This window comes from Streptomyces sp. MI02-7b (assembly GCF_033793585.1).
Classification (GTDB): Bacteria; Actinomycetota; Actinomycetes; order Streptomycetales; family Streptomycetaceae; genus Actinacidiphila.
The window spans coordinates 39,098-60,431 of the sequence record NZ_JARAWX010000009.1 but is presented as its reverse complement, the minus strand read 5'-3'; the positions used below and the strand labels follow the sequence as shown (position 1 = coordinate 60,431).

At 70.4% G+C, this 21,334-nt stretch carries 10 protein-coding genes and 3 pseudogenes; 7 read left to right on the top strand and 6 right to left on the bottom strand.

What is annotated here, in order from left to right; genetic code table 11:
* Window positions 1–410: 410 nt before the first annotated feature.
* The gene (locus tag PV364_RS16745; protein ID WP_319660801.1) at window positions 411–3,716 is read right to left on the bottom strand and encodes a GH92 family glycosyl hydrolase; all 3,306 of its coding nucleotides are present in this window, start codon (window positions 3,714–3,716) and stop codon (window positions 411–413) included.
* Window positions 3,717–4,488: 772 nt separating this feature from the next.
* Between PV364_RS16745 and PV364_RS16740 the strand changes: the two genes are divergently transcribed.
* Window positions 4,489–9,138, top strand: coding sequence for a family 78 glycoside hydrolase catalytic domain (locus PV364_RS16740; RefSeq protein WP_319660800.1), 4,650 nt, complete (start codon window positions 4,489–4,491; stop codon window positions 9,136–9,138).
* 355 nt (window positions 9,139–9,493) lie between these two features.
* Here the strand turns inward: PV364_RS16740 and PV364_RS16735 are convergent, their stop codons facing one another.
* Window positions 9,494–10,165 (bottom strand): TetR/AcrR family transcriptional regulator, encoded by a 672-nt coding sequence (locus PV364_RS16735; RefSeq protein WP_319660799.1) that lies wholly within the window; start codon window positions 10,163–10,165, stop codon window positions 9,494–9,496.
* Window positions 10,166–10,250: 85 nt separating this feature from the next.
* Here PV364_RS16735 and PV364_RS16730 point away from each other — a divergent pair, with 85 nt between their 5' ends.
* Window positions 10,251–11,192: an aldo/keto reductase gene (locus tag PV364_RS16730; RefSeq protein ID WP_319660798.1), complete on the top strand. Its 942-nt coding sequence runs from the start codon at window positions 10,251–10,253 to the stop codon at window positions 11,190–11,192.
* 418 nt (window positions 11,193–11,610) lie between these two features.
* On the opposite strand, the gene PV364_RS16725 is transcribed toward PV364_RS16730, so the two are convergent.
* On the bottom strand, window positions 11,611–12,177 hold the full coding sequence (locus PV364_RS16725) for a helix-turn-helix domain-containing protein (protein WP_319660797.1): 567 nt from the start codon (window positions 12,175–12,177) through the stop codon (window positions 11,611–11,613).
* Window positions 12,178–12,279: 102 nt separating this feature from the next.
* Here PV364_RS16725 and PV364_RS16720 point away from each other — a divergent pair, with 102 nt between their 5' ends.
* Window positions 12,280–13,260 carry an NADP-dependent oxidoreductase gene (locus PV364_RS16720; protein WP_319660796.1) on the top strand — a complete coding sequence of 327 codons (981 nt, stop codon included), beginning with the start codon at window positions 12,280–12,282 and terminating at the stop codon, window positions 13,258–13,260.
* Here the strand turns inward: PV364_RS16720 and PV364_RS16715 are convergent.
* A pseudogene (locus PV364_RS16715) lies at window positions 13,229–13,402 on the bottom strand (IS630 family transposase); the annotation flags it as partial. The gene PV364_RS16720 and the pseudogene PV364_RS16715 sit on opposite strands and share 32 nt — an antisense overlap.
* 237 nt (window positions 13,403–13,639) lie before the next feature.
* Here PV364_RS16715 and PV364_RS16710 point away from each other — a divergent pair.
* Window positions 13,640–13,880: pseudogene (locus tag PV364_RS16710) on the top strand (IS630 family transposase); the annotation flags it as partial.
* A gap of 276 nt (window positions 13,881–14,156) precedes the next feature.
* Here the strand turns inward: PV364_RS16710 and PV364_RS16705 are convergent.
* A complete protein-coding gene (locus PV364_RS16705) occupies window positions 14,157–14,753 on the bottom strand; it encodes a DUF4232 domain-containing protein (RefSeq protein WP_319660795.1) in 597 nt (198 codons plus the stop codon).
* A gap of 536 nt (window positions 14,754–15,289) precedes the next feature.
* On the opposite strand from PV364_RS16705, the gene PV364_RS16700 reads away from it, so the two are divergent.
* From PV364_RS16700 to PV364_RS16690, 3 genes are all read left to right on the top strand, one after another.
* Window positions 15,290–16,687, top strand: a complete 1,398-nt coding sequence (locus PV364_RS16700; protein ID WP_319660794.1) for a helix-turn-helix domain-containing protein — start codon at window positions 15,290–15,292, stop codon at window positions 16,685–16,687.
* Window positions 16,688–17,921: 1,234 nt separating this feature from the next.
* On the top strand, window positions 17,922–18,317 hold the full coding sequence (locus PV364_RS16695) for a hypothetical protein (protein WP_319660793.1): 396 nt from the start codon (window positions 17,922–17,924) through the stop codon (window positions 18,315–18,317).
* 847 nt (window positions 18,318–19,164) lie between these two features.
* Window positions 19,165–20,781, top strand: coding sequence for a metallophosphoesterase family protein (locus PV364_RS16690; protein WP_319660792.1), 1,617 nt, complete (start codon window positions 19,165–19,167; stop codon window positions 20,779–20,781).
* A gap of 69 nt (window positions 20,782–20,850) precedes the next feature.
* Here the strand turns inward: PV364_RS16690 and PV364_RS16685 are convergent.
* Window positions 20,851–21,134: pseudogene (locus tag PV364_RS16685) on the bottom strand (hypothetical protein); the annotation flags it as partial.
* Between the last annotated feature and the right edge of the window lie 200 nt (window positions 21,135–21,334).

Below are 21,334 nucleotides of genomic sequence, written 5' to 3'. Positions count from 1 at the left end.
TGGTCTTGCGCTACGGATCCGCGTCGGATCTCTCCGCTGCCGAAAGGCTCGTGGAGCTTCAGCACGGGTCGGCATCGCGCGTCAGGCGACCAGGGTTGGGTACTCGCTCCAGCCGTGAATCGGAGATTCGGGGGCAAAGCTGGACTTCGGCTCTGCATGGCAGTTCCGCCGGCGACCGGGGGGCGCCGTACCGACCGCGGTACGGCGCCCCCGGTCACGAACCGGCCGCCCGATCACCGGCCCCGAGGGGCGTCGGCCCCGAGCGGGAGGCACTGCCCGCCGCCCGGAACGACTGGCCCGGCTCGGCCTTCCCCTCCGGGACCCGGAGTACGTACCGAAGCGAGCGCACGCGCGAAAGGGGCGGGGTGGGGACGGCCGCGGCCGTCCCCACCCCGCCCCCCGTCGCGGGATCAGGCCGTGGCCACCGCGAACACGTGGATCACGCCGCCGTCGGTCGCGCCCGGCAGGGTCACGCTCGCCAGCCGCTTACCCGCCTGCAAGGAGATCGGCGCGGTGGCGAAGACGTCCGTACCCACCTGGTCCACCCCGCCGCCCGACACATCGCGGTACGGGGTGTGGAGCGCCACGACGTTGCCGAAGGACGGCTGTTGGGTGCCGCCGCCCAGCGTCCAGTCACTGAACCCGATCGGGGCCTCCTGGGTCGTGCCGTCGGTGTACGTGAGCGTCACCGTGCCCGTCGTCGTGCCATTGATGGCGCTGCCCAGCAGGCTGAGCTTCGTCGCGTCCGGGGAGCCGGCCGACAGGTCGAGGACCTGCGGCGCGCCACCGCCCACTACCTCGATGTTGTCCGGGTCGCCCGGGTTCACCGCGGGCCAGGTGAAGTCGAAGCCACCCGCGGAGACCGTGCCACCGGGCTTCGCGCCCGCTGCCGCGAGGGCCTTTGCCGAGTAACTCCAGCCCTGGCCGTCGAAGTTGGCCTGCGGGTTGCTGTCGTCAGCCGAGATGCCGGTGTTGTTGAGGTTCCACAGGACACTGTCCCGCGTGGCGACGGTCACCGCGAGCGACGTGCTGGGCACGGCCGCGCCGGACGCCGAGGTCAGTGTCACCGGCACCGTGTAGAAGCCGGGCCGGGTGTCGGCCGCGGCCGTGACGGTGAACTTCTCACTGCCCGAACCACCGCCGGGCACCTTGAGGTCACCCTCCGACGGCGTCACAGTGATGCCCTTCGGCGGTGTCGCCTTCCAGTGCACCGTGGCGGCCGCGTCCTCGATCGTCTGCACCTTGACCTGGGAGGCGGTCCCGTTGCTTCCCGGCTCGACCTTCACCGTGCTGGGCGCGGTCCCGGTGAAGAACGGCACCCCGCCCTCGCGGAAGGACGGCGGGGCGTCGGCCGGGGCGCTGCCCCAGGACTTGTCCGGGGTGCTGCCCAGCGTGTAGTCCAGGGTGCCGCCGTGCGTGACGAAGGAGGCGGGCACCCACGGCTTGTCGGACTTCTTGCCGTCGGTCCGCAGACCCCGTATGTACAGGTTCTCCGCCGAGGCGCCCGGTGCGTTGACCGTGATCTTCTTGCCGTGCCCGGTACGGATCACCGCGCGCGGGAACAGCGGCGCGGAGAGCACCAGGTCGGCCCGGCTGGGCACCTGCGGGTACATGCCGAGCGCGGAGAAGACGTACCAGGACGACATCGTGCCCGCGTCGTCGTTACCGGGAATGCCGCCGGGCTGGTCGGTCCACAGCTTGTCAAGCTCCGCGCGTACGGTTTCCTGGGTCTTCCAGGGCGCCCCCAAGTAGTCGTACAGGTAAGGCGCGTTGATGTCGGGCTCGTTGGTGGGGTCGAAGCGCGTGGGGTCCTGCGCCGAGAAGTCGAAAGCGCCGTCCGGTGTACGGAAGAACGCGTCCAGCCGCTTCACCGCGGTCTCGTTGCCGCCCATCGCGCGGGCGAGGCCCGCCACGTCCGAGTAGACCATCCAGGTGTACCGGGCGCTGGTGCCCTCGACGAAGCCGCTCTCGGTGCTCGGCGAGAACGAACCGCCGACCCAGGTCCCGTCCGCCTTCCTGTCCCGCATGTAGCCGCCCTGCGGGGTCGCGTTCGCGTCGAAGACGTACCTCCACGCGCCCGAACGCTCCAGGAACTTCTTCTGGTTGGCGCGGTCACCGATGGCGCCGGCCAGTTCCGACAGCCCGTGGTCGGCCGCCGCGTCCTCCAGTGTCTCGGCCGCGCCGCCCCAGCAGTGGCAGCCGTCCGACGGTACGTAACCGAGCTTCAGGTACTTGTCGAGCGCCGGGCGCTGCCCGACACACTCCACGTTGCAGCCCGCGCTGTCCGAGTCGTTCGCCGTCGGCACGGTCGCCGCGGTGATCAGGGAGCGCAGCGCGCCCTTGACGTCGAAGTCGCGTCCTCCGAAGGCGTGGATCCCGGCGAGCGCGGCGGCCGACGGATCGCCGGACATCACACTGGTCTTGCCGTTCTCCAGCAGCCAGCGGTCCCACTCGCCGTCGCGCTGGCCCGCGTAGTTGAAGAGGGACTGGGCGTAGTCGCTGCCCGCCTTCGGGTTGAGCAGGGTCATCAACTGCACCTGTGCGCGGTACTGGTCCCAGCCCGAGAAGGTGCCGTACTGCGCCTTCTGGCCCTTCGCCAGCCGGTGCGGCTTGAGGTCCGCGCCGAGGTAGCGCCCGTCGACGTCGCTGGTCAGCGTCGGTTCCAGCATCGAGTGGTACAACGCGGTGTAGAAGGTGGTGCGCTGGGCGTCGGTGCCGCCGCTCACCTTCACCTTGTCCAGCTCGTGCCGCCACGCCGACTCCGCCTGCGACCGCACCGAGGCGAAGGTCTCGCGGGGCGGGTTCTCGGTCTTGAGGTTGGCTTCCGCGTTGGCCGCGCTGACGTACGAGATCGCCACCTTCGCCTGGACCTGCGTCGTGCCCTGAGCGAACGTCACGTACGCGCCCGAGCCCTTGCCCGCCGCCGGGATGCCGTTCGTGCCGTAACCGGTGCCACCGGAGGCCGAGGTCGATCCCGGGTTCAGAGTGGTGTCGGTCCAGGTGCCGACCTTCGCGAACGGCTGGTCGAAGTGCGCGGTGAAGTAAAGGGTGTAGAGGTCGTGGGTGTTGTTCGCGTTCATCGGGCCGCAGAAGTTGCCGGCGGTGACGGAGCCGGTCACGGTCCGCGCCGCCTTGTCCACCCGCACGGTCGCGTCGCCGCTGCCCGTCTCGGAGTTGGACGTACGGAACAGCATGCTCGCGGGCTTGTCGGCGGGGAAGCCGAAGCGTCCCGAGCCGGTGCGGGGGGTCGTGGTCAGCTCCGCGGACGCCCCGCTGGCCAGCCCCACCTTGTAATAGCCCGCCTCCGCGGTCTCGTCCGCGTGGGAGAACGAGCTGGCGTACTTGGCGTCGGTGGCGTCGGCGGAGGGGGAGGAGTCGACGTCGCCGACGTACGGCATCACGGGGATGTCGCCGTTGGCCCCGTAACAGCCGACGCCGTTGAGGTGGGTGAGGCTGAAACCGCGGATCTTCGTCGCGCCGTACTCGTACCCGCCGGGAGCGGGGGTCGAGATCTGGCCCCGGGTGTTCTGCGGGCTCCAGGCGAGCATGCCGAAGGGCTGCACGGCGCCGGGGTAGGTGTTGCCCGCATTGGTCGAGCCGATCAGCGGATCGACGTACGCCACGGTGTCCTGCACCTCGCCCCTGGCCGAGGTGGCCGTCGCGGCCGTCGCGGGGACGGCGGCGGCGAGGGAGAGGACGGTACCGAGTGCCGCCACGAGGGCGACCGCCGCGCCGCCGGGGGTCCGGCGCCGTGGGGAGCGTAGCTTCGGCCGGAACCGCCCCGCGCGAGAACGACCTGATTGTATGTCTGACACCGTTGTCTGCCCTTCATTTAGTCCGGACAACGCCTCATTAGACAACGTTGTCAGGGTGCGGACAGGATGCTCCTCCGGTTGATCGCCAGGTGTCAAGAGTGCGCGTGCAGCGAGATGTGCCCAGCGCCGCTCGCGCACGATCACGAGGGGCGCGCCTATCAGGGCCGCTCGCGGACGCGCGTCGCCGGCCGGCCTCGGATCTGTCCTCGATCCGCGCCGATGGTGCGGGCGTCGCGATCTGCGACGGCACCCCGTGCCTTCCGATCCGTCGCCACCCCGCCGCTGCCCTGGCCGCCACGGCGCGAGCCATGACGAATCGGTGCAGCGACGACAGCGGCGCTCCGGCGGCTTGAGCCGGAGTCCTCGGGCGGCGAGTCGAGACGTCGGACACCGCGCTCACCCGGCGATGGGGCTTGCCCGTTCCGCGCCGGCCCCTGAACAGCGAGCCATCGCCCGACCGGTGGCCCCGTCGCAAAGCGTGGGCGACGGGCTCAGGGGCCGGGCCACCGGATCGGCCCGCTGCATCGTGGAGGGGATGGCACCCTCGACTTAAACCGATTCATTGATCTCTCGAATCTGTTCCATCAAATCTGTCCAACTCGTTGCCATGGAGGGGTGATCGCCGCCAGGGTGTCATTGAAGCGTTTCAGTACCCCTTTCTGGAGGAGCGCCCGTGCGTCAGCAGATCGCCGCGGTGGTCGCTGCATCAGTCCTCGTCGTGGTGGCACCCGCGACGGCGACGGCAGCGAGTCCACCCGCCGCCACCGCCACCCCCGCCGCCGCTGCAACGAGCGTCGGCGATCTGACGGTCAACGCCCTTGACGACCCGCTCGGTATCCCGTTGACGGCTCCCACCCTCGGCTGGCAGCTCGACTCCGAGCGCCGCGGCGTCACGCAGCGGGCGTACGAGATCCACGTCGCCTCTTCGGCCGACCGCCTCGCCAAGCCCGACGTCTGGGACAGCGGCAAGGTCTCCTCCCGTCAGTCGGTCGACGTCCGCTACGGCGGTCCCGCGCTGCAGCCGCACACCGACTACGTCTGGTCCGTCCGCGTATGGGACGACCGGGGCATCGCCTCCAAGTGGAGCGCGCCCGCCACGTTCGGCACCGCTCTGGGCGACCGGCCGTGGACCGCCGCGTGGATCGGTGCGGACACACCGGCGCTGAGCGCCAAGTGGACCGACTACACGATCAAGTTCACCGCCTCCGACATCAACGGGGCGCTCGGCGTCTACTTCCGCGGTCAGGACACCGAGAACGCCTACATGTGGCAGATCAGCGACGCCGATGACGCGCTGCGCCCGCACGTCAAGCGCAACAGCAACTACTCGGTCCTCAAGGCGACGCCGTTCCCGGCCGGGTTCGACTTCGCCGCCGAGCACGACTACGCGATCGCCGTCGACGGCGACACGATCACCACCACCGTCGACGGCAAGCAGCTCGACCAGCGCACCGATGCGACGTTCGGCGGCCCCGGCACGATGGGCTTCCGCACCAGCGGCGCGGAGCGCGGTCTGGTCCGCGACGTCACGGTCACCAGCGACGACGGAACCCTCCTGGTCGACACCGCCTTCCCGGCGGGCGACCGCACCTTCGCGTCCGGCACCGTGACCGCCGGCGGCCTGCGCGTCGACAGCGCGGGCGGCGAGGCCTGGCTGCGCCGCGACGAGCCTGTCCCGCTGCTGCGCAAGGAGTTCGACCTCGGCGGCAAGAAGGTCGCCCGGGCACGCGTGTACGCATCGGCACGCGGCGTGTACGAACTGCGGCTCAACGGCGCGCGGGTGGGCGACGCCGAACTCGCGCCCGGCTTGACGGCGTACGACAAGCACATCGACTACCAGACCTACGACGTGACCCGGCAGGTCCGCGCCGGCGCCAACGTACTCGGCGCCGAGGTCGCACCGGGCTGGTACAGCGGCAAGGTCGCCATGTTCGGCACCGACGTGTACGGCAAGGACGACTCGGTGATCGCCGAGATGCTCGTCGAGTTCACCGACGGCACCAGTGCCACCGTCCGTACCGACGGCACCTGGACCACCACCGGCGGTCCGACCCGCGAGGCCGACCTGCTCGACGGCGAGTCCTACGACGCACGCGTGGCGAAGCAGGTCGGCGGCTGGGACAAGCCCGGCTTCGACGACGCGAACTGGGCCACCGCGGACGTCCGCGACGAGCCGGTGAACGTACTCGAGCCACAGACCGCCGTCGACGTACGGGTCACCCAGGAGCTCAGGACCGCGAAGCGGATCGCCTCGCCGACCGCCGGCGTCTACCTCTACGACCTCGGGCAGAACATGGTCGGCCACGTACGCCTCACCCTCAAGGGCCAGCCGGGCCGCACGGTGACGATCCGGCACGGCGAGGTGCTCAACCCCGACGGCACGCTCTACACCGCGAACCTGCGCACCGCGAAGGCGACCGACCACTACACCTTCGCCACCGACCAGCCGGAGACCTTCGAGCCGTCGTTCACCTTCCACGGCTTCCGGTACGTCGAGATATCCGGCGTCGACCAGGCCCCCGCGGCCGAGGACCTGACCGGTGTCGTCGTCGGCACCGACGGTGACCTCACCAGCAGCCTCGACACCAACTCCGACCTGGTCGACCAGCTGCACAGCAACATCGTCTGGGGCATGCGAGGCAACTTCCTGTCGATCCCCACGGACACCCCGGCGCGCGACGAGCGGATGGGCTGGACCGGCGACATCAACGTCTTCGCCCGCACCGCCGTCTACAACATGGACGCACAGTCCTTCCTGACCAAGTGGCTGCAGGACCTGCGGGACACCCAGCGGCCCGACGGCTCGCTGCCCGGCGTCGCCCCCGTGGTCCCCGGCCGCTTCGACGGCGGCTACGAGTCGGCCGGCTGGATGGACTCCGGCGTGCACGTGCCGTGGACGGTGTGGCAGGCGTACGGCGACACCGACGTCATCCGTGAGAACTACGACATGATGAAGGGTTACGTCGACTTCCTCGACGCCGACTCCACCGGCCACATCCGCTCCGCCGGCGGCTACCTCGACTGGCTCAACCTCGACGACGCGACCCCGGCCGACGTGCTCGACACCGCGTTCGTCGCCAAGAGCACCCGCGAGTTCGCGCAGATGGCGGCCGCCATCGGCCGGGACGGCGACGCGGCGGCGTACCAGCAGCGCTACGAGGCGATCAGGTCGGCGTACCAGGCGGCGTTCATCGGCGCCGACGGCACCGTGAAGGGCGACAGCCAGACCTCGTACATCCTGACCCTGACCAACGGCCTCGTCCCCGCCGATCGGCGCGACGCGGTCGTCGCCAAGTTCGTCAAGACCCTGGAGCGCCGCGACTACCACCTGTCGACCGGCTTCCTCGGTGTCGACGGACTGCTGCCCGCACTCACCGAGGCGGGGCGCTCCGACATCGCCTACCGGCTGCTGCAGAACAAGGACTACCCGTCCTGGGGCTACGAGATCGGGAAGGGCGCGACCACGGTCTGGGAACGGTGGAACTCCATCAACCCCGACGGCACCTTCAACGACGTGGGGATGAACTCGTTCAACCACTACGCGTACGGCGCGGTCGGCGAGTGGATGTACCGCACCATGGCGGGCGTTTCGGCCGCCGAGCCGGGCTACCGCAAGGTGCTCATCGCCCCCGAGCCCGGTGAGGGCATCGACCACGTCGACTTCAGCCACCAGACGCCGTACGGCACGGTGCGCAGCGCGTGGAGCACGACCAGCGGGACGATGAAGCTCGACGTCACCGTGCCGGCGAACACCACCGCGCAGGTGCGCATCCCGGCGGCGAACCGCTGGGCGGTCACCGAGGGCGGCACGCCGATCAGCGAGGTCGACGACGTGAGATACGTCGAACAGGCCGGCGGGGACGTCGTGCTGGAGGTCGGCTCGGGGCACTACGCGTTCGCGGTCGACCCGGTGCTCGGGGACCTGGGGGCGGCCCGGGCGCAGGCAGCGTCGTTCTCCGACGGTGTCGACGCGCTGCAGGTGCGTGGGGCCGGCAAGATCGCCAAGGGCCACCTGCAGGTGCGCACCGCCCTGATGCGGACCGAGCTCGCAGCCGCCTGGCGCCTGCAGAGCGAGGGCGCGGACGAGCGGCCGACCGCCGCCGCAGTGCACCGTGCGCTCGCCGGCGTGGCTGACCTCGACCGATGGACGCGGACGTACGCCGAGCAGGGCACGATCGACAAGACGGCGGCCACGGCGCTGCGTGATGCGCTGACCGGCATCGAGCAGACCCTGTCGCGGGCATCGTCGCGCCTGGTCGGCGCAGTCGCCGGCCTGGAGGTGCCGGCCGACGAGATCCTCCCGGGCGATGTCGTCCGCGTGACGGTGGCGTTGAAGAACACCGGCAAGCGGCCGCTGACCGGCGTCGATTCGTCCCTGCACGCACCCAGCGGCTGGACGGTGAAGCCGGTGGGCCGGCACGCGTCCACCACGGGTGCGGGCAGTACGCTCGAGCACGCCTACGACATCACGGTGGCGACCGACGCGCAGGCGTCCATGGCCGACCTCACCGGCTCGGTGTCCTACCAGTACGGGGGAGGAACGGCGACGCTCCCGGTGTCGGCGGGCCTGCCGGTCGCCCCCGGCGTCGCCATCGACGGTGTGTCCACTACGCCTGACCCGGCCGGCCCGGGCCAGGAGGCCACCGTTGCCACCGTGCTGACCAACCGCACCGATGTGGTGCAGTCCGGCAAGCTCACGCTCGCCCTCCCTGACGGCTGGCCGACGCCGAACCCGGTCGGCTACCGACTGAACCCGGGGGAGAAGAGGACGGTCCAGGCCGTCGTGACGGTGCCGCTCACCGTCGTCGGCCAGGCGGCCACGGTCACCGCGGCGACCGGCTCGACGCCGGCGGAGCAGGCGACCGGCACGATCGCGGTCTCGCTGCCCACCCCGCCCGCGCAGTCCAGCGACCACATCGACCTCGGTGACGGGCCGTCGGAGTCCGCCCACCGGCTGACGGCGTCGGAGCACTCGGGGACGAACATCGAAGCCGGGCTGACACGGCGCTACACCCACTCCTCCTACCCGGGGGGCTGGCTGGAGTTCGACGCCGCCGTACCCACCAAGGGTCGCTTCGTGGTCCGTATCGTCGAGACCTTCGACGGCGCCCGGCGCAAGACCTACGACGTCCAGGTGGACGGCAAGGTGGTGCACAGCGTCGACCTCCAGCGAAGCGAGGGCGGCCAGGGCACCATCACCCACCAGTTCGTGGTCGACCCCTCCGCCGGCACGTCGGACGGCACCGTGCGGCTCCGCTTCCAGGACACCGGCGCCGACTACGACCCCTCGATCGCCGACGTGTGGGTGATGCCGGCCGACTGATGCGGCCCGCGACACCTCGTGTGCCTGAGCACCCCCGCGGTGGGGGTGCTCAGGCACACGACCCGCGGCGCTCTCGAAGTGGGCGAAGCCGTCCGCGCCTCCGGGGGGCCGGGAGCCAGGTCCGCGGCGAGCGCAGCAGTCCGCTCGGCCGCCGCCAGGGCGGGCTGCCACTGGGGATCGGAGGCATGATCGACAGGACGTCGTCGGTCACGGGCCACTCGATTCGTCGGGCACAGGCGTTCGGCGGGTGCCGCGACCGTGGGGACACGTGCCGGCCTGCCGTTCCCTGGGTTCGTCACCCGCGAATGGCAGGGCCGGTGGCGGCGAGGCCGCCGTCAGGCGAACCGACCTGACATCACCCGTTCACGTTCCCGGTCGTCGGGGTCCTGGTTGCGGGGCCGGTCCTTCGGCGCCCGGCAGGTGGGCGCAGCGCGTCGACGATGAGGTCGAAGAGCCGGCCGGTCTGCTCCGGGGTGTTGCTGGCCGCCGTGGAGAGGAAGACGCCGAGGAGCATGGCGGTGACGTCCTCGGCATGGACGTCTGCCCGGAACGAACCCGCTCGCACCCCGTTCGTGAGGATCGTTTCGATCGCCGAGGTGACGCGCTCTCGCGTGGTCGGGGTCGCCATGCTCCCCGATGCCCAGCCGGCGCGAAGCGCGTCGATCATTCCGCGTTTCGTTGCGAGGAATGCCGCGTACCGGTCCATCCACGCGCGGAGCGCGGCCTCGGGTGGGAACTCGGCGAGCAGGGCGGGGGCGTTCGTGGTGACCTCGTCGAGTTCGGCGGCGTAGACGGCTTCGACGAGTGCCTCGCGGGTGGGGAAGTGGCGATAGAGGGTGCCGATGCCGACTCCGGCCTCGCGGGCGATGGTCTCGAGCACGACCGGCTCGGCGGCGGTCGCGAAGGCGGCCCGGGCCGCGGTCAGGAGCTTCTCGCGGTTGCGCCGCGCGTCGGCGCGGGCCGGACGGGCTGTGGCGACGGCGGGGTCGGCTGGGACGTCGGGGGACGCCGGATTGCGGGGACTCAAAGCGGAGGAACCTCCGGTAGTGCTAGGGTGCAATGAAACGGATGCTCCTCCGTTTCTTCCATCATCGCATGAGGACGGGATGTCCATGCCTCCTATCGATACCCCCTCCGCCGAAACCACGCCCACCGGCGCTTCCCGCCCCGGCGGCCCCGCACTCCTCGCCGGCCGAACCGTCTCCCGGATCGGATACGGGGCGATGCAGTTGCAGCCGCACGGTGGCCGCGCCGCGGCTGTCGCGGTCCTGCGGCGCGCGGTCGAGCTCGGCGTCGACCACGTGGACACGGCCCAGTTCTACGGCGACGGCTTCGTCAACGACGTCATCCGCGAGGCGATCCGGCCGGAGGACGGCGTCCTGGTCGCCAGCAAGGTCGGCGCCGACTCCCACCCCGGCGGAGCCGTCCGGCTCCGCCTCGCGCAGCGGCCCGAGGAACTCCGGGCAAGCGTGGAGGACAACCTCAAGAGCCTCGGACTCGACCGAATCCCGCTGGTCAACCTGCGGCGCACGGACACCGGGCCCGGACTGCGTGCCGAAGGCGACCAGGTGGTCGATGTCGACGACCAGCTCGCGGTCATGGTCGCGATGCGCGAGGAGGGCAAGATCGGCGCGATCGGGCTCAGCAGCGTCACCCCGGACGTCCTGCGGCGAGCCCTTCCGGCGGGCATCGCCTGCGTCCAGAACGCGTACAGCCTCGTGGCACGCGACGACGAGGACATGGTCCACCTCTGCGCCGCCGAAGGCATCGCCTGGGTACCGTACTTCCCACTCGGCAGCGCCGTTCCCGGCCTCCGGAAAGTGACCGACGAGCCGGCCGTCGTCACCGCGGCGCGATCCCTGGGCGCCACCCCCGCCCAGGTCGGTCTTGCGTGGCTCCTCCACCATGCCCCGAACGTCCTCCTCATTCCCGGCACAGCCAACGCCGAGCACCTCGAAGCGAACATCGCGGCGGGTGCGGTCGTACTCGACCACGCGACGCTGGCCTCCCTCGATGCCGTCCCGCGGGGACAGGGGGACGCCGCGCAGGGCTGACTCACGCACGGCCGGTGACCTGCTCGCCGCAGGCGCCGGCTCGCGGTGAGATGTCATTGCGGCCCTTGCACACGCGGCCACCGACGGAGGATGCCTCAGCCTGACGGTCATGCGGACGACCACACCAGGTCGAGCACCATCGCTACCCGGAGTCCGCTCCCGCACGGGCCAACCCGCCCGCGTCGGCGAGCACGGGCCACTTGGGGCAGCCGGTCTCCACGTTCGCTGTGCCTGGAGTCGTTCGCGAAGGTCGATCTCCTGGGCGGTGAACGGGGCTTCGGGCGGATATGGACGAGCTTTGGTTGTGCGGCGACATCTCGCCCACAGCGGTGACTTCGGCTCGGCGCGCGCCCCGTACAAGAAGGCGACCGAGCGGGACACGATAGGGGCAAGCGGCGCGGCCCGGCCGCTCGGCAGGTCAGTGACCGGGCGTGCGGAGCCCCGCCAGAAGCAGGTCCAGCAAGATGCGGATCGCCTCGGGCCGCCGGGTGGCCTGCGTGGGGCGGAGCGAGGACAGCGCCATCAGGACGACGCGGACGTCTGCGACGGTGGTTCCTCGCCGCAGGACGTGCTGCTGGTGTGCGCGGGCGACGAGTTGTTCCAGTGCTGCCGCGTGGGCCTGCCGGTCGGCACGAAAGGCGTCGCCTGCGGTGTGCGAGCCCAGCAGTGCCTCGTTGAGGCCGGGGGCCCGGATCTGGTGTTCAGCGAACTGGCGGATGGCTCCGCTGAGCGCGGTCCAGGCGTCCGGCTCCTTCTGTGCGGCCTGCATGTCAGCCCGGCAGGCGGCCACATGCCCGGCAAGGGCCGCGCTGATCAAGTCCGTGCGGGTGGGGAAGTGTCGGTACAGTGTCGCGATGCCCAGCCCGGCGCGCCGCGCGATCTCGCGCATGGGGAGGTCCACGCCCTCGACGGCGAAAGCCTCGCGGGCGGTCGCGATGATGTGGTCATGGTTGTCGGCCGCGTCGGCCCTGACTTTCCGAGTCACTTTTCCCCGCGTCCCTATCGTCTTCCCCTGTAGTGGAACAGGTGCTCCGGAACCATGTTTACCTCATGGAACGCGCGGAGACTCCGGGCGGGAGAGGTGATCATGTTTGCTGTGCAGTTCAAGCGGTTCGGCCCGCCGCAGGTCCTGACCCTGGGCACCGTGCCAGAGCCCCATCCCGGCCCCGACCAAGTCCGTATCGCCGTCAGGACCGCGGCGGTCTCACCCGTCGATCTCGCACTGCGCGAAGGCTCGTCCCCGGCGGGCAAGCACCTCGCCCTTCCGCATGTTCCCGGCGTCGATGCCGCCGGGGTGATCGACGAGATCGGTGCTGAGGTATCGGGTTACGCCGTCGGCGACGAGGTCTTCGGCGCGGTCGACGTGGCACGGCTGGGTGGGGCGAGCGCGCAGTACGCGGTCCTGGACTTCTGGACCCGCAAACCGCACGGCATGACGTGGGCCGAAGCCGGCGCGGCGGGCACCGGCATCGAGACCGCGACCCGCGCCCTCGACCTGCTCGACATACGGGGGAACACGACGCTGCTGGTGGACGGTGCGGCCGGCGGCGTCGGCAGCATCCTCGTACAGCTCGCGGTGGCACGCGGCGCCCGCGTGCTGGGCACCGCGCGCCCCGACAGTCATCAGTTCCTCAGGGAACTGGGGGTGGAACCCGTGGACTACGGGCCGGGTCTTCCGGCCCGGGTCCGCGCGGTGACCGCCGCTCCGGTCGACCGGGCACTTGACGTGGCGGGGGCCGGGTCGCTGGGCGAACTGATCGAACTGGCCGGCACCTCGGACAGCGTCGTCACCCTGGCTGACTTCGGGGCATCGGCTTACGGGGTCAGGCTGTCTGTGGGCCGCCTCGGCGGCGAGCCCGACGGCGTCCACGGGCTGACGTCAGCCACAGCGCTCGCCGAGCGGGGCCGCTTCCGCGTCCCGGTCCGGGACATCTATCCGGCTCATCAGGCGGCGCAGGCACACGAGACAGCCGCACAACCGCCCCGACGGGGAAAGATCGTCCTCGACATGACCCGCACCAGTGAGGTTGCGGGCGTGGTGTCGGCGGGATCAGTCCGGTTTGGGTGAGGCACCCGGTGATGAGGTCGCTGCGGTACGGGATCTTTCGCAGGCCGTGGCGGAGGGCGCGGATGAGGTGGCCGGGGTCGGTGAAAGCGGTGTTGGCCTGGGAGCTGCGCCGTAGCGGCGACCAGATCCCCTCGACGGGGTTCCTGTGAAGACGGCCGCATCGCCGGTCTCGTCGAGTTCCGCGCATCGAGCGATCAGGTACGGGTTGCTGAGACCAGGCAGCGACTCGCGCGGCTCAGGATCGACGGCGAGGAGAACGGCTTTGAGCCTGTCGGGACACGCCTGCCGGCCCGGTGGCAGCGGGCGCCGCCCGGAACCGGAGCCGACGGATCCTGAACTGGGCAAGCACTGCCAGTTGTCCCGCGGGTCAGACCCCTGGATTCCCGATCACGCGGCCGACCGACGCACCTGGTCCCTGCGCGGGCACACGCCCGCCGTCCGCGTGCATGGACGCTCCCGACGACGGTGCTCCATCGCCGAGCTGGCCTGCTGCGAGCCAGGAGAACGCTCCCGCCTGATCTACCGGCCCAGACGGCACGAGGACCACGTACGCGGCGGTCGGCGCTTTCACCTGGACCGACTGCCGCGACCTGCTGATCACAGCACACCAGCAGCTCGGCGTGGTCCGGTCCGGCCAGCCGTGCGCGACCGGCCCCTTGGCCAACTCCCGCTCCAGCACCACGAACAACCGGTCACTCAGCTTCGGCAAGGACACCGGCCCCGCCGACCGCAGCCCTTCGGTGCCGGCGTCCTGCCGGGCCCGGCGCCATCGCTGCACCGGGCGCACACTGACCCGTAAGAGGCACTGAAGACGGCGGTCCGTATATGCCCGGCCGGTCGGGCAGAGGAGCGGTCTGCCCGGCCGGCTTTTGGACCGGCAGTCCGGTCGAAGGGCGTCACCTCGACATGATGAAGTCCAGCGCGTAGCCGGGGGCGGTCGTCCAGTACGTGACACGCTGGCCGTCGTTGGCGTAGAGGGTTTCGACGGGCATGGGGACGTCGATCGGCTTGCCGGCTGTGCTGCCAGGCTTACGGCCCTGGAGGCTGAGCGTGATGCTCTTCGCCTCGTACTCGTCCATGGGGCCGTTCACGAGCAGGGCGGCGTACGCCTCCTGACCGGGTGCGAGGGTGACGGGCTCGCCGGGCGTCGGGGCGCTGTCCTCGATGACGGGGGCCGTGGTCCGGCCGTCGCCGAGCCGCACGAGCGGGTAGCGGTAGACGTTGCACTTCTTGTCGCCGGCGTTCTGGACGGTGAGGAGCAGGTGCCTGGCGTCAGTGCTGTCCGCCGGCTCCTTCACGGCGGACACGCCGAGGTCCTTCTGGGAGCAGGCGGAGACGGTGGCGTTGGTGCCGTGCGTCGCCGCCTCGCGGGTCTGCTTCTTGGCCGTCTGCGGCCCGTCAGCGGAGGCCTGCGCCGAGACACCGCATCCGAGCACGAGGACGAGGCCCGTCGCAACGGCCACGAGGCGGGCAGCGGGGTACTTCATATTCATGTGGGAGTTCCTTTTCGATCGTCACGAGGTCGCACGCGGCCGCGGTCCGCAACTGGGGAGCCAGGTGCGTCCAGACGGTCGCGCCACACCGCCGTCCCTTCCGGGGCCGTGGGCACACCAGGGCATTTCGATGAACGGCTGTCGTGGTACAGGCGGGTGCTCCGGCCGGTTCAGCCGGTGCGACGGGCATAGCGTCGGGTGCCCTGTGGCCGTGGGACAACAGCTGCCGCGCGGGCTGCAACGGTGGGACGGTCCCAGTGCTGGTGACCTGGGAAGACGCACGTCCCTGGGATGCCGCTCCGGGACGGAGGACTTCCGCGGGCCGGAGGTGGGACGGCCGGCGCCACGGGCGCCGAGCACAGAAACAACCTTTTGGCGGCGAGGCCATGCGTGACGGAGGTGACGAAGAGAGGGATGGCGTGAGGGCGGAACCGCCCCGGCCCCAGTTGCGTGCACGTAGGCAGGGCAGCTGGTGGCCGGCGCGGATCGGGGCCATGCAGGCGCGGAACCGATGAACGGATGCGAGGTCGGACCGCTTGGACGCAATCCGTGACGAGGCGGCGGAGTTCGCGTCCCTGCTGACGCGTTTGAAGAGCCGCACGGACCGCAGCTACTCGGCGCTGGCCCGCCGCCTGAGCATGAACGCCTCCACCCTGCACCGCTACTGCGCGGGGGAGGTGGTGCCGGCGGACTTCGGCGTGGTCGAGCGGTTCGCCGAACTCTGCGGAGCCTCCTGGCAGGAGCGCGAGGACCTGCACCGCCGGTGGATCCTGGCGGACGCGGAACGGCGCCGACAGCGCTCGTCCGGTGCCCGCCGAGCAGTCACGTCACGAGTGAACGGGGGCGATTCCGTGCCGCCCACGGCCGGGAGTCCGGACGGCTCGGCGGACGAGTCCGCCGAGCGGGGCTCGCCGGCCCGTCCCGGTCGGGAACGGGTCTCGTCGGCGGAGCGGCGCTCCCGTGACGGGCGCCCCCGGCGACGGCCCTTGCGAGTGGCGGCATTGGCGGTGTCGCTCGTCGTCTCGCTGGCGGGTCTCACCGCATCCGCTGCCGTTCGCGACAGCTCGCATGACCGAGTGTCAGCGGTCTCGGGCCGCGATTCGCCGAGTGCCTCGGCATCGGCGCCGCGGAGCGACGGCAGGCCACATCCGGCCGCAGCCCCTTCCGCGAGCGGCAAGGGGCCGTCGGCCTCCGCGCGATCCTCGTCGAAACCCTCGGCACCGGCCGCAGGGAGCGGCGAGAGCTCGCGTGAGGAGCGGGCGGACACCGGCACGGTCTCCGCCGGGGCGCCGCTCACCTGGACCGCCAACTCCCATGTCTGGCAGCTCGAATGCGACCACGACTACGTCATGGCCAGGCCACCGCGTCAAGTTCCGCCGCCCCCCGCCCCGGCGGACGCCGCAGTGTGGGCGGCGTCCCAGGGGGCGGTGCACGGGCGTACCACCAATCTGCGGATCACGGTGCAGGGCCGGGGCTCGGGCGCCGTGGTCCTGACGGCGCTGCATGTGCGCATGGTCGGGCGCAGTGCTGCCGCCGCGCGCGGAAGCATCGCCTATTCCATGTACGAGGGCTGCGGCGCCGTCCTCATTCCCCGGTACTTCTCGGTGAATCTGGACGCGCACCGGCCCCTGGCCCGTTCAGTGCCGGGCAACGATCCGGACAGGCCGGCCCCCGCGATCGACTTCCCCTACCGGGTGTCTCTGCGTGAGCCGGAGGTCCTGTTCCTCTCCGCGCGCACGGGGGCCTGCACCTGTGACTGGTACCTCGAGCTCGACTGGTCGTCGCAGGGCCGGACCGGCTCGGTCCGCATCGACGACCACGGCCGCCCGTTCCGCACCACGACCATCAAGGGGCTACCGCACTACTGGTATCGCCACCCCGGTGGCTGGGTCCCGATGACGGCCGTTCACGAGGATTTCGAAGCGGGCGGCTGACAGGGCCCGGATCTCAGGCGGGCAGCGGGAAAGTGCCAGGTAGAGGGCTGTTCCTGTGGGGTGCCGACGAGGATCACCAGGCGAGCCAACCGGCGGACCTCATCTCCGCACCGATCACCGCCCGTCCGGCAGCGGATGCCGCGCCCGGCAGCCCGGCAGCCCGTCACCCGCAGTCCCGGCACGTCCAGCCCGGCCCGCCGGTCAGGACCTGCGCGACCTCAGGAGATTCGCCCTGCTGGCGCTGAGCCAGAACGATCCTGCTGACGGGCGCGAGCCTGACCGCCTTCGGCTTCGGCGTATGGGTCTACCAGCGCACCCGCAAGGTCGGCTTCTACTCGATGATCACCATGCCGGCCCTGCTGCCCGCCGTGCTCGCCGCGCCCCTCGGAGGCGCAGTGGCCGGCCGGTACGAGCGGCGCGAGGTCATGCTGGGCTGCACAGCCTGCGAGAGCCGTCGGTGCAAGCCTGTGGCTGTGAAAAGGGTCTTCGCAATCCGGCAGGGAAATGCAACACTGCCGGCAGTCAAGGCTGCGAACCCAGTTCCTTGTGTGCGGCGACTTATTTGGACCGGGATGAAACATGGGTCAGAGTTTGCACGTTTTTCGCTGAGCCGGTGGTTTCCGAGGCGCCAACGACACCAACCGCCCCGTTCTTGCCGTCGCCACCGGCGACACCAGCACGGCCTGCCAGTCGCTGGTCGCCAAGGCGTGCGGGTATCTGCTCGGATTGTGCAAGACGCGACCGACAGCAGCCTTTCAGCGAGGCTCAGCGCCTCCCCGGGTTTCGGGGTCGGCGACACGGGCCACGCACGTGCGTTCCCGATGACGGCATCCTGACAAAGCCATCCTCTCTGCGGCCTGCCCAACCAACAGCGGCACCACCAGCGTCACGCGTCAGCACAAAGGCTCGCTGCGCGCTGTCGGGTCTTGCATTGATACCTGATGCCTCGGCGTCTCGCCCAAAGGTTGTCCCGCAATTGATCTGCCGCATAATCCGTGTCGCTCTGTCAGAGCCGCGTGACATACTCCTTCCTTGATCACGGGGCACGCAGGCCCCGACCGGGGAGGGTTCGGCTGTGCGCGGGATGAAGTGGGCAACCGGGGCAGTAGCGGTCATTACGCTGGGAGTTGCGGGTTGCGGCACCAGCGACGCCGGCACCGACGCGTCCGCCACCCCGGCTCCGGCGTCGCCTCAGCCTCGGCCCGCGGGCACCGGGCCGCTCACGGAGAAGGTCGTGCGGGCGGACCTCGACACCTCGGCTGCGGCCGTCGGCCTCTCGCTGACCGTGCCGGAATACGCCCGCATGAACGAGGACGCCGAGGCGGGCACGCTCAACTCGTGCGGGATCGATTTCGAGAGCCGTGGTACTGAGAGCACCCCACTCGACGTACCCCGCTGGGAGGCGTTGGTACGCGAGCTGCGCGAACGTGACTGGCTGCAGGCTCGGAAGCCGGAGAAGCGCAAGTTCATCTCCGGGATGACCTACGAGGCCATCGCGCTCCTCAAGCAGCGCGGCTGGACTGTGGTCGCGGACTACCGGAACCTCCATGACGACGGCGTGATCACCCTGGTGGCCCTCGATGACGCCTGTGTCAAGAAGCTCGGATCCGACGCAAGTCCGGCCGGTTGACCGGCCACTCATCCACCGATGGCTGATGGGGCATCCCCGGTTCCAGCTGCATCTCACCCTGACCTGACCATCCTGGATCAGCCCGGGTCGACCGATGGTTCGCCGAACTGGAGCGACGCCGCAGACCCGGAACGACAACGCTCGGCCCTTCAAGGGGACCAAGACCGGCGATCGGATCGTCGACCATATCTGCCGCTACCGCTCACACATCTCCGGACCAGGACACTGCGAACCCGGTGACGGCCTGCTTGCGATGCCGTGTGCGATGCCCTGTCAGGGGCCCCTCAACGGCGGATGCCAGGGGCCGGGACGGGTGTCAGGGATGGGCATGTCGAAGTCGAACGGGTGGGTGTCTCGTGTCGCGCCGCGGTCTGCGCGGCCGCGGTGATGGGCACGATGGCGGGGTGCGGGAATGGGGGCGAGCCGGAGCGGCCGAAGGGACTGCGGATCGCAACAGACGGGAACGCGAAGGCAGTTCCCGCGTACTGAGCCTGCGGGAGACTGAATACCGGCAGTCTGAATCACCGACCATCCGCCACCCCGCCGCCCAGTAGCAGGGCCGCACGCGCCGCGCCGCCTCGCCGATGGCGTTCGGATCGTCCGGTGAACGTGATGGGTGGCCGGCCGCGCTGCCGGCCGCCCGCAAGAGCCAGGCCGTTGGGAGTTACCGTCCGTTGGGGTGACTGGCATCTGGCGTTCATGCCCGTCCCGACGCGCTGGTTGGCACGTTCTTCCTAGCGTCCGTGAGTGTTGCGCACCACTGGCCAGCCGCAGTCCGCCGTGAGGTTCGAACCGCTGCTGTCCGGTCGGTGTTCGACTGCACCCGAAGACGCGAAAGGCCCCCGGAATGTCCGAAGAATCCAAGCAAACCCGAATCTCTCGTCGCAACGCGCTCGGCCTGTTCGGCGCGACAGTGTCCGGCGCCGCCGCCGGGCCACTGGTCCTCGGCGCCGGAACCGCCGAGGCGGTTCCGGCGACGTCGGAGGTCACCGGTCTCACCACCGGCTCGGCCACCACCCCTGTCCAGGGCCTGCACCTGACCTTCGGCGCCGACCCGCGCAGCCAGATGGTCGTCTCGTGGGTCACCGACGCGGCCGTCAAGAACCCCCGGGTGGTCTACGGCACGCTCAGTGGCGGCTTCGGTTCCACAGCGCACGCGAAGACGAAGACCTACGTGGACGGCACCTCCGGGCGGACCGTCTGGGTCCATCACGCGCTGATCAGCAAGCTCAAGGCCGACACCGACTACCTGTACGCGGCCCAGCACGACGGCGCCACCCCCGACGCCGGCACCTTCCACACGGCGCCGTCCGGCAGAGCTCCGTTCACCTTCACCAGCTTCGGCGACCAGGGTGCGCCCAGTGTGACGTGGAAGACCGGAGCGAACCCTGCCGACGCCTCGGGCCGGGACTTCGAACCGAACGCCACGCCCGCCGCTGCCGACATCGTCACCGGCATCGAGAAGGTCGGCCCGCTGTTCCACCTCCTCAACGGTGACCTCTGCTACGCCAACACCGGGCCCGACCGCATCCGCGTCTGGCGCGACTTCCTCACCAACAACAGCCGCTCGGCGCGATTCCGTCCGTGGATGCCGGCCGCGGGCAACCATGAGATCGAGCTGGGCAACGGCAAACTCGGTCTCGACGCTTACCAGACCTACTTCGAGCTGCCCTCGACCGAGACCCAGCCCGAACTCGACAACCTCTGGTACTCCTTCACGGTCGGCTCGGTGAAGGTGATCACCCTGCAGAACGACGACATCGCCCTGCAGGAGGGCGGCGACGTCTACATCAACGGCTACTCCGGTGGTCGGCAGCTCGCCTGGCTGGAGAAGGAGCTCAAGTCGGCACGGGCTTCGAAGGACATCGACTGGATCGTCATCTGCATGCACCAGGTGATGATCAGCTCGGCGACCGCCGCGAACGGCGCCGATCTCGCACTGCGCGCGGCGTACGGCCCGCTGTTCGACAAGTACGGCGTCGACCTGGTGGTCTGTGGCCACGAGCACGACTACGAGCGCTCGTTGGCGGTGCGCGGCGTCGTCCCCGGCAGCGTCACCCTCACCCCCAACCCGAGTCAGACCGCTCTCGATGTGATCGAGAGCGAGCATGGCACCACCCACATGGTCCTCGGCGGTGGCGGCGTGTCCGGCATCACCAACAACAGCTTCACCACCGACGACGCCGACGGTCACGGGCATCACTCGGCATACGTCCAGACGGAGCACGTCGGCAAGTTCAACTCGGTCAAGGAGCAGGAGACGGCGGTCTGGATCGGCGTCCGCGACGCGGAGCATCCGTACGGCTTCGCCGAGTTCGCCGTCGACCCGGGCCGTCGCCCCGGTGACATGACCCGCATCCACGTCACCTACTACAACATCATCACGCCCACAGGTGAGCTGTCGGTCTTCGAGAAGTTCACGCTCCAGCGCCGTCGCAGTGACGGTGGCAACGGCCACCACTGACCCACCGCGACCGGCAACAGTAGCCGGCAACGCCTGGGCCGGGACGACGTCCGGCCCGGGCGTTGCCGGTCAGGAGGTTGCCGACGGTCGCGCTCCTTGGACCACGCCCGACGCGGTGAGTCGAACGCATAGCTCGTAGCACCATCGGGCGGCGGCGAGGCCGAGGAAGGCCGAGCAGCTGCGGGGGTCTCGTTCGCAGCGGGGGCTGAGCCGGCGGCAGCCGGTCAGCCGGTCAGCCAGGACATGGTGCGGTCGACGGCCCAGCGGGGACTTCCTGATCGTTCGCTGGACTGGACGCCCCTGCGTGCGACGCGTACGCAGACGCGTTCACCCCGTAGCCCTTTTCGCAGATCGCTCGCCGCTACGGCCCCACCTCGCCGACCGCACGGCCGGCCTGACCCCTGACACATGACATGAGGAAGCAGCGACCACGGGGCGGGACTCGAAGATCGGGGCCCGCATCGAGCTATCGCGGGCGGGTCCGGCGACTTCCCGCGTCGCGAGAAGCTTACGGGCCCGCGATCTCGCCCCCTGGCAGGTCCCGCCCACAGCC